Annotated in this window: 13 protein-coding genes; 7 read left to right on the top strand and 6 right to left on the bottom strand. The window is 63.3% G+C overall.

The genetic code is table 11. The annotated features are described in order from the left end of the window. Positions 1 to 29: 29 nt before the first annotated feature. Positions 30 to 887, top strand: coding sequence for a thioredoxin (gene trxA / locus EKO19_RS15540; RefSeq protein WP_129777276.1), 858 nt, complete (start codon positions 30 to 32; stop codon positions 885 to 887). Between the two features lie 10 nt (positions 888 to 897). On the opposite strand, the gene EKO19_RS15535 is transcribed toward trxA, so the two are convergent. Continuing rightward, a complete protein-coding gene (locus EKO19_RS15535; RefSeq protein WP_129777275.1) occupies positions 898 to 1,686 on the bottom strand; it encodes a queuosine precursor transporter in 789 nt (262 codons plus the stop codon). A 193-nt stretch (positions 1,687 to 1,879) separates the two neighbouring features. On the opposite strand from EKO19_RS15535, the gene EKO19_RS15530 reads away from it, so the two are divergent. Beyond that, entirely contained in the window at positions 1,880 to 2,713 is an 834-nt protein-coding gene (locus EKO19_RS15530) for an MOSC domain-containing protein (RefSeq protein WP_175597062.1), read from the top strand. Between the two features lies 1 nt (position 2,714). Here the strand turns inward: EKO19_RS15530 and EKO19_RS15525 are convergent, their stop codons facing one another. The 4 genes from EKO19_RS15525 to EKO19_RS15510 form a co-directional block, all read right to left on the bottom strand. Next, the gene (locus EKO19_RS15525; RefSeq protein ID WP_129777273.1) at positions 2,715 to 2,981 is read right to left on the bottom strand and encodes a hypothetical protein; all 267 of its coding nucleotides are present in this window, start codon (positions 2,979 to 2,981) and stop codon (positions 2,715 to 2,717) included. A gap of 239 nt (positions 2,982 to 3,220) precedes the next feature. Beyond that, a complete protein-coding gene (locus EKO19_RS15520) occupies positions 3,221 to 4,351 on the bottom strand; it encodes an acyl-CoA dehydrogenase family protein (protein WP_129777272.1) in 1,131 nt (376 codons plus the stop codon). Positions 4,352 to 4,367: 16 nt separating this feature from the next. Further along, positions 4,368 to 5,564, bottom strand: coding sequence for an acyl-CoA dehydrogenase family protein (locus EKO19_RS15515; RefSeq protein WP_129777271.1), 1,197 nt, complete (start codon positions 5,562 to 5,564; stop codon positions 4,368 to 4,370). A gap of 29 nt (positions 5,565 to 5,593) precedes the next feature. Next, entirely contained in the window at positions 5,594 to 6,679 is a 1,086-nt protein-coding gene (locus EKO19_RS15510) for a phosphotransferase (protein ID WP_129777270.1), read from the bottom strand. A 209-nt stretch (positions 6,680 to 6,888) separates the two neighbouring features. Between EKO19_RS15510 and EKO19_RS15505 the strand changes: the two genes are divergently transcribed. After that, positions 6,889 to 7,974, top strand: a complete 1,086-nt coding sequence (locus tag EKO19_RS15505; RefSeq protein ID WP_129777269.1) for an XdhC family protein — start codon at positions 6,889 to 6,891, stop codon at positions 7,972 to 7,974. Here EKO19_RS15505 and EKO19_RS39510 read toward each other — a convergent pair. Further along, positions 7,971 to 8,366: an RNA-binding S4 domain-containing protein gene (locus EKO19_RS39510; protein ID WP_129777268.1), complete on the bottom strand. Its 396-nt coding sequence runs from the start codon at positions 8,364 to 8,366 to the stop codon at positions 7,971 to 7,973. The genes EKO19_RS15505 and EKO19_RS39510 overlap by 4 nt on opposite strands. 201 nt (positions 8,367 to 8,567) lie before the next feature. Between EKO19_RS39510 and glpD the strand changes: the two genes are divergently transcribed. From glpD to tdh, 4 genes are all read left to right on the top strand, one after another. Continuing rightward, positions 8,568 to 10,070 carry a glycerol-3-phosphate dehydrogenase gene (gene glpD / locus EKO19_RS15495; RefSeq protein WP_129777267.1) on the top strand — a complete coding sequence of 501 codons (1,503 nt, stop codon included), beginning with the start codon at positions 8,568 to 8,570 and terminating at the stop codon, positions 10,068 to 10,070. Between the two features lie 115 nt (positions 10,071 to 10,185). Then, positions 10,186 to 11,997, top strand: coding sequence for a DUF885 domain-containing protein (locus EKO19_RS15490; protein ID WP_129777266.1), 1,812 nt, complete (start codon positions 10,186 to 10,188; stop codon positions 11,995 to 11,997). A gap of 129 nt (positions 11,998 to 12,126) precedes the next feature. Further along, complete coding sequence (locus EKO19_RS15485) at positions 12,127 to 13,317, top strand: glycine C-acetyltransferase (RefSeq protein WP_129777265.1); 1,191 nt, start codon at positions 12,127 to 12,129, stop codon at positions 13,315 to 13,317. A 30-nt stretch (positions 13,318 to 13,347) separates the two neighbouring features. After that, on the top strand, positions 13,348 to 14,379 hold the full coding sequence (tdh, locus tag EKO19_RS15480; RefSeq protein ID WP_129777264.1) for an L-threonine 3-dehydrogenase: 1,032 nt from the start codon (positions 13,348 to 13,350) through the stop codon (positions 14,377 to 14,379). Positions 14,380 to 14,609: the final 230 nt, after the last annotated feature.

Raw genomic sequence — 14,609 nt, 5'->3', positions numbered from 1 at the left:
ATTATTTTCGGTCTGACCGGAGGATTTCAGTGAGCCAGGAAACGACAGTCGTCACCGCGGATACCTTCATGGCCGAAGTGGTCGAGACCTCGGCACGCGTGCCGGTGCTGGTCGACTTCTGGGCACCGTGGTGCGGGCCGTGCAAGCAGCTCATGCCCATTCTCGACCGCCTCGCCGGGGAATACGGTGGCCGCTTTCGCCTGGCCAAGATCAACACCGATGAGCAACAGGAGCTGGCTCAGCAGCTCGGCATCCGCAGCTTGCCGACCGTCGTGTTGTTCAAGGATCGCACTTCGGTGGATCATTTCGTCGGTGTGGTGCCGGAGGCGCAGATCCGGCGCCTGCTCGACAAGCATTTGCCCACCAGCTCCGACGCACCGCTGGAACGCGCGCAGGCGTTGAAAACCCAGGGCGATTTCTCCGGGGCGCGGGCCATCATCGAAACCGCGCTGGCGAGCGATCGCGAGAACATCACCTATCTGACCGAACTGGCCGAGCTGCGGGCGCTGGATGGCGATCTCGACGGCGCACGCACCGAGCTCGAACGCCTGCGAGGCCTCGAACCGAATCACGCCGCGGTGAAACGGTTGGCGGCAATACTCGCCTTCAGCGATATCGTCGCCGCGTATCCCGATGTTCGCTCGCTACGTGAACGAGTCGGGAGCAACGGCAACGATCTCGACTTGCGTCATGCACTCGCCGTGCATCAGCTGTTGGGCGGGGACGTCGAGCCGGCGCTGCAGACGTGGCTCGACATGATGCGCAATCATCGCAGCTACAAGGACGACCTGGCACGCCGCAGCCTGCTGCAAGCATTCGAACTGATCGGCGACGCCGATCCCATCGTGGCGCGCACCCGCAAGGAAATGGCGCGCCTGCTGTTCTGAGCGCCGCGCCTCAACGAACGACGCGCGCCGCCGCTTCCAGCTGCTGCGCCGTATGGGCTCCCAAGTAGCCCTTGATGGCCTGGCGCGTCAGGTAGATCAGCGGAATGAGCGCGAACGCCATCAGCAGCTTGTAAACATAGTTCACGCTGGCGACGGCCAGGAACAACGACATCGGCCACTTCTGCGGGCCGATCACGAACGCGATGTACAGCACCACGAAGCTGTCGACCAGCTGTGACACCGCCGTCGAACCGGTGGCACGCAGCCAGATCCAACGTTCGCCCGTCACCATCCGGATGCGGTGGAACACCGCCACGTCGATCAACTGACCGATCAGGAAGGCGGTCACCGAGCCGGCGATGGTCCACATCCCTTGCCCGAAGATATTGCTGAAGGCCGCCTGCATGTCCGGCACGCCGCGCCCGCTGTTGACCGCGACCCAGAAGCCCGCCGGCGTCAGCGCGATCGCCGCGTAGGCCGCCAGGAATCCGTAAACGATCAGCGCGACCGTCAGCCAGGAAATGAACCGGACGCCGCGCGTGCCGAAATATTCGTTGATGACGTCGGTCATCAGGAACACGAACGGCCACAGCAGCACGCCGCTGGTGAACGACAGCGAGCCGCTCTGCCCGAACAGATTCCAGTTCAACGGCTCCAGGCCGAGCGTCGGCTCCAGCGCGAAAATCTTCACGCCGACGAACTCGGCGATGATGGCATTGCAGACCAGGAACGCGGCGAGCACCAGGAACAGCTTCGCCGCCCGGTTCTCGACGGGATGTTCCACCACGGCCGTCGCCACCAGGTCGATGGCCTGCGAGGCCGGGCCGCCGGCGGGCGGCCGGGCTGAGTCAGCGGATGAAACCAAGGTTCACCAGGTGATATTGGAGTTTTGGATCCGTACGAGTATGCACCACTTCCAGCCCGGCAACCGGTGCCGCCCCGGTGCGAACCAGTTATGCTTCGAATCCTTCCTTCGCAGGGTTCGCCAGCTCATGGTCCAGGTCACGGGACTCAATATCTATCCGGTCAAGTCTTGTCGCGGAATTGCGCTCACGCAGGCACGCCTCACCGAGACCGGCTTCGAGCACGACCGCGAGTGGCTGGTCATCACGCCCGAGGGCCGCTTCCTGACGCAGCGTGAACGTCCGCAGCTGGCGCAGGTGGCAACCGCCATCACGGGCGATCAGCTGGTGTTGCGCAAGCCGAACGGTGCCGATCTGTCGGTGCCGCTCAACATGACGGGCCCGGAGCGGGAAGTCACGATCTGGCGCGACAAGGCACAGGCCTTCGACGCCGGCGACGAGGCTGCGGCCTGGCTCACCGAGCATCTCGGCAAGCCCGCGCGACTGGTCCGTTTCGACAAGCGCCACAAGCGCGCCAGCGAGGCCAAGTGGACCGGCGGGGTCGAGGCCCTGAATCAATTCTCCGACGGCTATCCCTGGCTGCTGATCTCGCAGGGCTCGCTCGATGAGCTGAATCGCCGGATGGAGCAGCCGCTGCCGATGAACCGCTTCCGTCCCAACATCGTGGTGGACGGGCTGCCGCCGTTCGGCGAAGACAGTGTCGATGAATTCGTCGCCGGGGCCGTGCGACTGAAAGTGGTGAAGCCCTGCGATCGGTGCGTGGTCACGACTACCGATCAGATCACCGGCGAGCGCACCAGTGACGAGCCGCTCAAGGCGCTGAAGGAATTCCGCTTCGATCGGAATCTACGCGGCGTGCTGTTCGGTCAGAACATGATCCTGACCGGCGGGGTGGGCCATGAGCTGAAGGTCGGTCAGCAGTTCGATGTGACCGCGGGTACCAGCAAAGCCAGTATCGGCTGAATCATTCGCCCTGCTCGCGCGTCACGGCGCGCGACAGCAGGCGCAGGGTCTGAGCCTCCCAACCAAAGCGGGCCTCGGCGGCGGCATCCTCGCCGACCGCGCTCTGCACGGCAGCGACATGGGGAGCGACGCGACGGATCACCGTGCTCTCCCAGTCCTCGCGAACCAAAGTCTTCTCGGGATCCACCTCTTCCAGTGCCGGATCGATCAATACCGGGCGTGGCATCTCGAGGGTGGCTTCGGGATCGTATTCTCGCTCGGTTGTCATAATCTTCGACACTCAACGCTCAAGACGATTTGGACACCCTACCCGCAACCCCAATGGGGTCGTGAGCAGCGGATCACAAGCTCGTCATCCTGAAGTGAACCTTCGCGCACGAATCGCGGTCTCGCACACGCTTCGTGACCAATGCATGGCTGGAAGCCCAGGTTCCGCTGGTCGGGTTACAAGGTAGTGACAGGCTATGTCATGCGAATAGCCTGCCAACTCCTGTTTCCAGACAGGCCTCAATAACCAGACAATTGAGCGAAGCGATCGGTGTGGTAGTACTGATCGCCGAACGTTTCCGCGGCGGCGCGAGCGCGCTTCATGAAGAATCCGATGTCGAATTCGTCGGTCATACCGATACCACCGTGCATCTGCACCGCTTCATTGGTCGCAATGCGCGCGACATCGCTGGCTTTGGCCTTGGCGAGACACACGAGCGATGATGCCGTCGGCTCCTGAGCATCCAGCGCCTGCAGGGTTCGCAGCACCACCGAACGCACCAATTCGATCTCGCAGAACAGGTGAGCCGCACGATGTTGGAGCGCCTGGAAGGTGCCGATCTTCACGCCGAACTGCTCGCGCTCGCGCAAGTAAGTCAACGTGCGCTCGAAGGCTTCCTCGGCGACGCCTAGTAATTCCGCCGACAACACCGCACGGCCCGCATCGAGCACGGCGTCCAGAACGATCGCGCCCTTATCGAAGGTGCCGATGACGTCGGCTTCGCCCACCACCACGTCACGCAGATCGATGACCGCGCTGTTACGGCTGTCGACCATCGATGAGCGCGTGATCGTGACGCCGCTGGCCTTCGGATCGACCAGGAACAACGTGATGCCGTCGCGCGAGCCGATGTCGCCCGACGTGCGCGCGCTGACGATCAACCGGTCCGCGACGTGGCCGTCGAGTACGTGCAGCTTCCGGCCACTCAACTTGTACTTGCCCGTGCAGCGGGTGGCGATGTGATACGGCGTATGACGCACGCATTCATCGCTTGCGAACGCGATCAGCAGATCGCCGCCGGCGATGGCGGGCAGCAATGTTTCTTTCTGCGCGGGCGTACCGCCACGTAACAGAGCGGCCACGGCCAGCACGGCGCTCGACAGCAACGGCGTTGCGCTGAGATTGCGGCCGATCTCGGTCGCAATCAGCCCCGCGCCGACGAAGCCGAAGCCCACGCCGCCGTTCTCCTCGGGCACGAGCACGCCGGCCCAGCCCATCTCGGCCATTTCCTTCCAGACCGGTCGACTGAAACCGTCCAGGTCCAGATCGTCGCGCAGCTTGCGCAGTTGTGAGACCGGCGTGCGCTCGGCGGCAAAGCGCTTCGCGGCGTCACGGAACATCAATTGATCGTCAGTGAGTACCAGAGTCATGAATTCATCCTCCGCGTCAGGCGCCCGGCAGACGCAGCACGTTCTTGGCGATGATATTGAGTTGAATTTCCGACGTGCCGCCCTCGATGGAGTTGGCCTTGGTCCGCAACCACATCGCGGCCAGTTGCTCCTCGCTGTGCGCGTCCCCGAACTTCAGCCCTTCACTGCCGGCCACCGACATGGTCAGCTCGGCGCGGCGCTTGTTGAGCTCGGTGCCGTAGTACTTCAGCATCGATGACATCGCGCCCGTTTCGTTGCCCGCCTTCGCCTCATCGGTCACGCGGTTCATGGTGAGTGCGAACGCGAGCGCGTCCATCTCGAAGCGCGCGATATCGGTACGTAACGCAGGCTCGGAGAGACGACCTGCAGTTAGACCGAGGTTCCTGATCGCAAGCTGGCTGAGCGGCGTGACCCGCTGCGTGCCCATGCCTCCGATCATGTTCCTTTCGTGTGTGAGCAGATACTTGGCGATGGTCCAGCCCTTGTTCAATTCACCGAGCAGGTTCTCCTTGGGCACTTTGACGTTGTCGAAGAACGTCTGGGTGAACGGCGAATAACCGGAAATCAAACGGATCGGACGGGTGCTGACGCCGGGCGACTCCATGTCGAACAGCACGAAGCTGATGCCTTCCTGTTTCTTGCCGGTGAAGCTGGTGCGCACCAGACAAAAGATCCAGTCGGCCTGGTCGCCATAGCTGGTCCAGATCTTCGAGCCGTTGACCAGGAAGTGATCGCCCTGGTCCTCGGCGCGCGTCTTCAGCGAGGCGAGGTCGGAACCGGCGCCCGGCTCGGAATAGCCCTGGCACCAGCGAATCTCACCGCGCACGATCTTCGGAATGTGTTCGCTCTTTTGTTTCTCGTTGCCATACTTCAACAGCGCGGGGCCGAGCATCGAGATGCCGAATGAAGTGAGCGGCGGACGGCATTTCAGCGCCGCCATCTCTTCACGCAGCACGCGCGCTTCGTCTTTGCTCAGGCCGCCACCGCCGTACTGCTTGGGCCACTCGGGCACGGTCCAGCCGCGCTCGGCCATCTTCTCCAGCCACACACGCTGCGCGTCGTTCTTGAACTGGGCGCGCCGGCCGCCCCAGCAAACATCGTATTCATCGACAATGGGCTGACGCATCTCGGCAGGACAATTCGCCTCCAGCCACGCGCGAGTGTCGCGACGGAACGCGGCCAGGGTCTGGTCTGAATTCAGTGGTGCGGACATATGAGTTCTCTCCAAAACAGCGGCGCTCGTCAGCCCGCCCGGCGTGTCATCTCGCGACCGGCGGCGGCGAAGGCCTTGGCATGCTCACCATATTTGATGGCGCGTCGATCGGCGGCATTGCCCTGCAGGGCTCGCGCGTACACGCCTTGCGTGATCGCAGCCATGCGGAAATAGGCAAACGCCAGGAAGAACGGCCAGTCGGCGATGTGCTCGCGACCGGAGTACTTGCAGTACAGGCTCAGGAACTCCTGCTCATCTGGAATGCCCAGCGCCGCGATGTCGAGACCGGCGAGCCCACCGCCGCCGGTATCGCTGGGCGGGATGCGATAGAACATGCAGGCATACGCCAGATCGCTGAGCGGATGACCGAGGGTCGCCAGCTCCCAATCCAGCACCGCGATGATGCGCGGCTCCGTGGGATGCAGAATCGTGTTGCCGATCCGGTAGTCGCCATGAACGATCGCCGTCTCATCGCTCGCCGGCAGATGCGCGCCGAGCCACGCCATCAACTCGTTCATGTCGGCGTTCTGTTCGGTCTGCGACGCCAGATACTGTTTGGTCCAGCGATCCAGCTGGCGCGCGACGTATCCCTCCGGCTTGCCGAAATCGCTCAAGCCGCAGGCCTTGTAGTCGACCCCATGCAGCCTGGCGGCGACGCGTGCGTAGTCGGTGTAAATTGCGCGGCGGTCCGCCGGCGTCAGATTCGGCAGATGCACGCCGGTGATCACGCGACCCTCGACATGATCCATCACATAGAACGGCGTGCCGATGATGCTCGGGTCTTCGCAAAGCAGGCGCGCGCGAGGCACGGGGACATCCGTATCGGGCAGCGCGCGCAGAATGCGATATTCGCGCTCGATCAGATGCGCCGATGGCAACAGCTTGCCCGGCGGCTTCTTCCGTAGCACGAACTTCCGGGTCGGAGTCTCGATCAGATAAGTCGGGTTGGATTGGCCGCCTTGAAACTGGCGCAGCCGCGCCGGGGTCGAGAAATCCTCGAGGTGCTGCTGCAGGTATTGCCACAGGGGGGCTTCATCGAACCGGTGCTGAGGCAGGACGTCGATCAGAGCAACGTCAGAGGCTGGCGTGCTGGTCTGCGGTTCGGGCCCCGGCATTGCTGGTCATCTCCCCCATCGGTTCGGCGAGTCATTGTAAGCGCGTACCGGCCATGCAGGAACTGCGCGTGTGTGCAGAATTGCCAGCATCCCGCGCCATACTGCTGTGTGAAATCTTGCTGGATCAGGCAAGCATTGCGTGCCGTTTTGCATGCACGGCCGCCACGAAGCTGGGATGATTGTCAGTCGCGACAGTTCCAATCCCAGCCATGACTCAGCCAGGCCTGATCCACAGCGGCGTCGCCGCCGACGACTTCTTTCGCCACTACGTCGACCGCGGCGAGCCGCTGGTGCTCGCCACCGTCGCGCAGACTCTGGGTTCGACCTATCGCAAGGCCGGCGCCCAGATGCTGATCGCCGGCGATGGACGCGTCGCCGGCCTGCTGAGCGGCGGTTGTCTGGAAGCGGACCTCATGGAGCGCGCGCGGACCGTGCTCCAGAGCGGCGAGCCGGAAACGGTTCATTACGACACGCGCAGCTCGGACGACGTGATCTGGGGCATCGGCCTGGGGTGCGAAGGCGCGATGACCATCCTGTTGAGCCGGCTGGAGCCCGCCAACGACTATCAGCCGTTCCAGTTCGCGTCGCGGTGCCGCTTCGATCAAACCGAGGCGAGCTTCGTCGTGGTCACGCAGTCGGGCAATCCGAAATTTCCTTTGGGCGCGGCGTTCTGGACTCAGAACAAACATTCGGTGCCGGCGCCAGTGGCCGCCGCGATGGAGATATCGACGCCGCGTGGTGCCGGGCCGTCGAGCCGGGTGGTCGAGGCGGACAATGCGACCTTTCTGGTCGTGCCGATCGAACTGCCGCCGCGCCTGCTGCTGCTCGGCGCGGGGCCGGATGCCATGCCGCTCGTGGAGATCGCCGGCCTGATGAACTGGCAAGTCACTGTGCTCGATCACCGACCGGCCTACGCCGTCGCGGAGCGCTTTCCACGAGCCCGACGGGTTGCACTCAAACCCTCAGCCGAGTTGCCACAGGAATTGCAGGTCGGGCAGTACGACGCCGCGGTCGTGATGAGTCATCACCTGCTGTCGGATCAAGCGTATCTCGCGGCACTCGCGGACAGCTCGATTCCGTATGTGGGCTTGCTCGGCCCGGCGCCCCGACGCATTCGCTTGTTACATGAGCTCGGCGACCAAGCGGCCCGGCTCAGCGGTCGCTTGTATGGACCGATCGGGCTCGATATTGGTGCACGCTCGCCGGAAGCGATTGCGCTGGCCATCGTCGCCGAAATTCAGGCCGTGATGGCGGGTCGCGAAGGCGGCTCGTTCAGCAAGGCGCCGCCGGGCTAGCCTCGACGCAGATCGCGCAGGATTCGACGGGAGTGCTTATCGGGCCGGCCGTCCGGCGCCGGGGCCGCGAGTCGATTGCGCTCCCGCTGCAGCTCTCGCGCCGCGATGCTCCCGGGCGTCTCTTCATAATGCAGCCGGGCTTCGGGCGCGGGGCCGCGCCGCACCGGCATGCCCCGCACGATGATTTCGAGCCGCGTCTCGTCCTTGGTGATATGCAACCTGTCATCGACATGCACGACACGCGAGGGCTTCACGCGATCGCCATTCACATGCACCAGGCCACCCGCGACCGCGTCCGTCGCCTGCGAACGGCTCTTGAACAGCCGGGCAAACCACAGCCATTTGTCGATGCGTAATCCGGTCTGATCCCCGGAGGCCTTGTCGTCGCTCATGAAGGCAGTGTACGCCGTTCACGTAACGCAGGTGCACGAACGGGCATACACATCGTACGCGGGATCGGGCATCCTGCCGCGACCCGCGTGCGATTCGGCAACAGGCGTGACTGTCACCTCTCGCCGCCGCAAGCGGCGGGGCACTTCCATGTACCCGGGTGGCTTCGATTACCAGAGGTTTTATCTCTTGGGCTTGAGCACATGACCGCGACGGCCGTCGATCTGCTCATCGTCGGTGGCGGAATCAACGGCGCCGGCATCGCGCGCGACGCGGCCGGGCGCGGCTTGAAAGTCATGCTGGTCGAACAGGCCGATCTGGCTTCGGCCACCTCCTCCGCCAGCACCAAGCTGATTCACGGCGGCCTGCGTTACCTGGAGTTTTTCGAGTTCCGGCTGGTCCGCGAAGCATTGATGGAACGCGAGCGGCTGCTGCGCATCGCACCTCACATCATCCGGCCCATGCAATTCATCCTGCCGCACGTGCCTGAGCTGCGGCCGCGCTGGCTGATGCGTCTCGGCCTGTTCTTTTACGATCACATCGGCGGTCGAAAGATTCTGCCCGCGTCACGCGGCGTGCGACTGGCCAACGGTCAGTACGGCGCCTTGCGCCCCGGACTGGATCACGGCTTCTCTTATTCCGATTGCTGGGTCGATGACAGCCGGCTGGTCGTGTTGAATGCGCTCGATGCAGCGCTGCGTGGCGCGTCGATTCGCACGCGCACACGCTTCATCTCCGCGAAGGTCGACAACTCGCAATGGCTAGCGACCCTTCAAGACGTGAAGAGCAGCCAGACCACACAGGTGCATGCTCGCGCCATCGTCAATGCCGCGGGTCCCTGGGTGCAGGAAGTGCTCAAAGGTTTTCCAGCGATGGATAACGAAGCGCACGTGCGCCTGGTCAAGGGCAGTCACATCGTCGTGCCTCGGCTATACAACGGCGAGCACGCCTTCATGCTGCAGAATCCCGACGGGCGCATCGTATTCACGATTCCCTACCAGGATCAGTTCACGCTGGTCGGCACCACCGACGTGCCGTTCACGGGCGATGCGACCAGGGTCAGCATCTCGTCCGAAGAAGTGTTGTATCTGTGCAGTACCGTCAACAGTTACTTCCGCAAGCACATCTCGCCCGCGGATGTGAAATGGAGTTACGCCGGCGTGCGGCCGCTGTCGGATGACGAATCGAAGAACGCCTCCAAAGTCACCCGCGATTACAAACTCGAACTGACGGAAACGACGCCCGACGCTCCGCCCGTGCTATCCGTGTTCGGCGGCAAGATCACGACCTATCGCCGGCTGGCTGAAAGCGCGCTGGAAAAACTGCAGCCCCATTTGAACAGCAGCGATCGTGAGTGGACCGATAAGGCGGCCCTGCCCGGCGGCGACCTGCCGCGCGCGGACTTTGCCGCCTTCGCCGAAGGCGTCCACAAACGCTGGCCGTTCCTGCCCGCGGCGACGGCGAATCGGCTGGCGCACGCGTACGGAACGCGCGTCGGGAAAATTCTCGGCAAGGCGCAAGCCATGCTGGACCTGGGCGAGCACTATGGCGCCGGCCTCACCCAGGCCGAGATCGACTATCTGATCGCCAATGAATGGGCCCGTAGCGGCGAGGACATACTCTGGCGCCGGACCAAGCTGGGACTGCATTTGAACGAACCGCAACGACACCGGGTCGCGCAATTGTTCGATTCGCAACGAACTTAGCTGGTACCCGCATGGCCGGCCCGGGCGGGAGTGGGTAAGCTGCAGTCCGACAAAAGTCGCGCCTTTTGGCGGACGTGTCGAAAGGGCCTTGGCCGCTTTCGACCAGAGGACATGTATGAACCGCCGCACTCTACTCCGCGCCGCCGTCGGAGCCAGCCTTGCAGCTGTCAGCGGGCTGCCCGCGTTCGCAGCCAATGGCACGTCCCCCGCGCTCGATGTTCTCCTGCAACGGTTGGCAGAGGAGTATCTGCGGCGCAGCCCGGAACAAGCGACACAATATGAATTCGATGTCGGCGCCAATGCCGAGCTTCGCTCCAGGCTCGACGACCGCTCGCTGGCCGCCACCGCGAAGGATCATGAATCGGCGAGCCGGGCACTGAGCGAGCTTGCCCGGATCGATCGCACCAGGCTCGGGGCCGGCGCCCGGCTCGACTACGACACCGGCGTATTCGTGTATTCGTCGCTGAAAGATCTAACCGGCCGCTACGGCACCATGGATATCGATCTGCGACCGAGTCCGTATCCGGTCAGCCAGATGAACGGCACCTATTATTGGCTGCCGGAATTCCTCGGCTCGCGTCATCCGCTCGAGTCCGCACCGGATGTCGATGCCTATTTCTCGCGCATGAGCGCAGTGGCACGCGCGCTGGATCAGGAGACCGAGAGGATTCGTCACGACGCCGGCATCGGTGTGATTCCTCCCAGCTTCGTAATCACCAGAACGCTCGATCAGATCCGGACCTTGCAAGCGACGCCACCGGCTCGAACCGCGATGATCGGCCCGGCCGTCGAGCGTGCCCGAGCGAAGAAGCTCGGCGACCTCGGGCCGCGCGCGGAAGAAATATTCCGATCTCAGATCGTGCCTGCACTCACAAGGCAGATGGATGCGTTGCGCGCACTCGCGCCGAAAGCAAAAACATCCGCGGGCGTTTGGGCACTTCCCGACGGCGACGCTTACTACGCGGCGTCCGTGCTCTCGAACACGACGACCCGGATCGCGCCGGGCGATTTACACAAGCGCGGCCTGCAACTCGTTGCCGACATTTCCGCGCAGCTCGATCGCAGCCTGCGGGAACAAGGACTGAAGAAAGGCCCCATCGGCGAGCGCATCAAAGCACTGGATGCCGATCCTCGCTTCCTCGTGCCGGAGACCGATGCCGGACGTGAGCAGTTGCTCGCCGCCGCACGTGACGACATCGCTGCGATTCGTGCGCTGCTGCCGAAGGGCTTCAAGACGATTCCGAAGGACGAGCTGCTGGTGAAGCGCATTCCAATCGCCATCGAGAATGGCGCGCCGGGTGCGTTCTACAGCGACGGCGTCGGCGGCGCGCCCGGCACGTTCTCGCTTAATTTGAAATCGCCGGCCGAGCTGCCTTTGTGGCGTCTGCCGACACTGACTCATCACGAAGGCATTCCAGGACATCACTTCCAGTTCAGCGTGTTGCGATCGGCGGGCGAACTGTCGTTGTTCCGTCGACTGGTGCGCTTCTCCGCTTACACCGAAGGCTGGGCGCTGTACGCCGAGCGCGTGGCCGATGAGCTGGGCATTTATGAGAAGAACGCGGCGGGCCGGATCGGGCTGCTGCAATCGGAATTGTTCCGCGCGGCTCGCATCGTCGTCGATACCGGCATTCATCATCATCGCTGGACGCGCGAGCAAGCGGTCAATTGGATGGTCGAGAACGCGGGCGAACGGCAGCTGTCCACCGAGCGTGAGATCGATCGTTACTGTGTCTATCCCGGCCAGGCCTGCAGCTTCATGGTCGGCGCAACTGAAATCCGCGCCGCCCGCGAGGCCGCGCGCCAGAAAATGGCCGGCCGCTTCGACGTTCGGCTCTACCACGATCTGGTGTTGAGATCGGGGCCGGTGCCCATCGACGTGCTGCATTCCGCCGTGGCGCAGTGGAGCAAGGGCGCCCCCGGATAATCCCGCACTACAGACCTGTATTCACGGTTCCATAAAGCTGTACTCCAAGCCGCGGAACCTAGCTGACCTGCTAGCCGTCATCCGCACAGTGGCACAATCCGCGCCCTGAACAGGGGTAGTGAGGTCCATGTGAAGCGCGATTTTTTTCAGCGACTGACGGCGGAAACGGAACAACTGCGCGCCCAAGGCCTGTTCAAGCCGGAGCGCGTGCTGAGCTCGCCGCAGAGCTCGTCGGTGCGGGTGGTCGGCGGCGAAGAGGTCCTGAACCTGTGCGCCAACAACTATCTGGGCCTCGCCAATCACGCCTCGGTGCGCGAAGCCGCCCGGCTGGCGCTGGATCGCTACGGTTACGGCATGGCGTCGGTGCGCTTCATCTGCGGCACGCACCAGATCCACAAGGATCTGGAAGAACGTTTGAGCCGCTTTCTGGGCACCGACGACACCATTCTGTATTCGTCCTGTTTCGACGCCAACGGCGGCTTGTTCGAAACCCTGCTCGACGAGCAGGACGCGGTCATCAGCGACTCTCTGAATCACGCCAGCATCATCGATGGCATCCGGCTGTGCAAAGCGCAGCGTTTTCGTTACGCCAACAACGATCTGGACGAGCTGGAAACCCGCCTGAAAGAAGCCGCGAACTGCCGCGTGCGCCTCATCGCCACCGACGGCGTGTTCTCGATGGACGGGGTGATCGCCCGCTTGAAGGAGATCTGCGATCTGGCTGATCGTTACGATGCGCTCGTGATGGTCGATGACTCGCACTCAGTGGGCTTTGTCGGTGAGCGCGGGCGCGGCACGCATGAGTTGCGCGGCGTGATGGATCGCGTCGATATCATCACCGGCACGCTCGGCAAGGCGCTCGGCGGCGCGGCTGGCGGCTACACGTCGGGCCGCAAGGAAATCATCACCTGGCTGCGGCAGCGCTCGCGCCCCTACCTGTTCTCCAACAGCATCCCGCCATTCATCGCCGCCGCGAGCCTGCGGGTGCTCGATCTGCTCGAAGCCGACGACAAGCTGCGCTCTCGCCTTTGGGAAAATTCGGCGCACTTCCGCAAACAGATGAGCGCGGCCGGCTTCAATCTGGTGCCGGGCGAACATCCCATCATTCCGGTCATGCTCGGCGATGCAAAGGTCGCGTCCGAGTTCGCGCAGCGGCTGCTCGATCACGGGGTCTATGTCATCGGATTCTCATTCCCAGTGGTCCCGCACGGTAAGGCGCGGATCCGCACCCAGATGTCGGCGGCTCATACCACCCAACAGCTGGACAAAGCCGTGGCCGCATTCACCGCAGTAGGCAAAGAACTCGGCGTCATTCGATAATTATTTCAATCCAAACCCAAGCAAACAATCATGCGCGCACTAGTCAAAGCCCATGCGGCTGTCGGCATCGAACTGCAAGACATTCCCAAGCCGACCGTCGGCCCAAACGATGTGATGATCCGCGTGAAGCGGACCGCGATCTGCGGCACCGACATGCACATCTACAACTGGGACGCCTGGGCCCAGAAGACCATTCCTGTACCGATGGCGGTGGGCCACGAGTACAGCGGTGAAGTGGTCGAAGTCGGCAGCGAAGTGCAGGGTTTCAAACCGGGCGATCGGGTCTCGGGCGAAGGCCATATCACTTGCGGCTACTGCCGCAACTGTCGCGCCGGCCGTCGCCATCTGTGCCGCAACACTCTCGGCGTCGGCGTGAATCGCCAGGGCTCGTTTGCCGACTACGTCGTCATTCCGGCCTTCAACGCGTTCAAGCTGCCGGCCGCCATCGACGATGAGATCGCGTCCATTCTGGATCCGCTCGGCAACGCCGTGCACACGGCACTGGCGTTCGATGTCGTCGGCGAGGACGTGCTGATCACCGGCGCCGGCCCAATCGGCATCATGGCGGTTGCCATCGTTCGTTTCATCGGCGCGCGCAACGTCGTGATCACCGACGTGAACGACTATCGTCTCGACCTGGCCCGCAAGATGGGCGCGACGCTGGCGCTGAACGTCACGCGCGATTCCCTCGACGATGCGATGAAACAGCTCGGCATGCAGGAAGGCTTCGACGTCGGCCTGGAAATGTCCGGCAATGCCTCCGCCATTCGCAGCATGCTGCGCACGTTACATCACGGCGGCAGCCTGGCGATGCTGGGCATTCCCTCGACCGAGGTCGCCATCGACTGGAACGAGGTCGTGTTCAAGGGCCTCACCATCAAGGGCATCTACGGCCGCCAGATGTTCGAGACCTGGTACAAGATGGCCGCCATGCTCCAGAGCGGCCTGAACGTCCGACCCATCATCACCCATCGCCTGCCGATCGCCGACTATCGGCGCGGCTTCGAAATCATGGGCGCGGGCCAGTCGGGCAAAGTGGTGCTGGACTGGGAAACCGCCTGAACGAAAATCTGAACGGCGCAGGTCTCGCGGCCTGAGACCTGCGTCTAAATTCTTCAGGCCCATTCATTCAGGCGGCATCCACCCGCCCCGTTCAGCCGAATTCAGACTGCTAGCGGCACCCTCATTCAGGGTGCCGCGCCGGACTCCCATTGCAAGGGGAAAGCTATGTCCTTGAGCGCGGTTCTCGAATTCACACCCTGGCCCACTCTCTCCCTACTGATCCTATTCAT

It is taken from the genome of Peristeroidobacter soli (assembly GCF_004138485.1).
Classification (GTDB): Bacteria; Pseudomonadota; Gammaproteobacteria; order Steroidobacterales; family Steroidobacteraceae; genus Steroidobacter; species Steroidobacter soli.
Note: the sequence above shows the minus strand (reverse complement) of the source record. Positions and strands in the feature narration are given on the sequence as shown.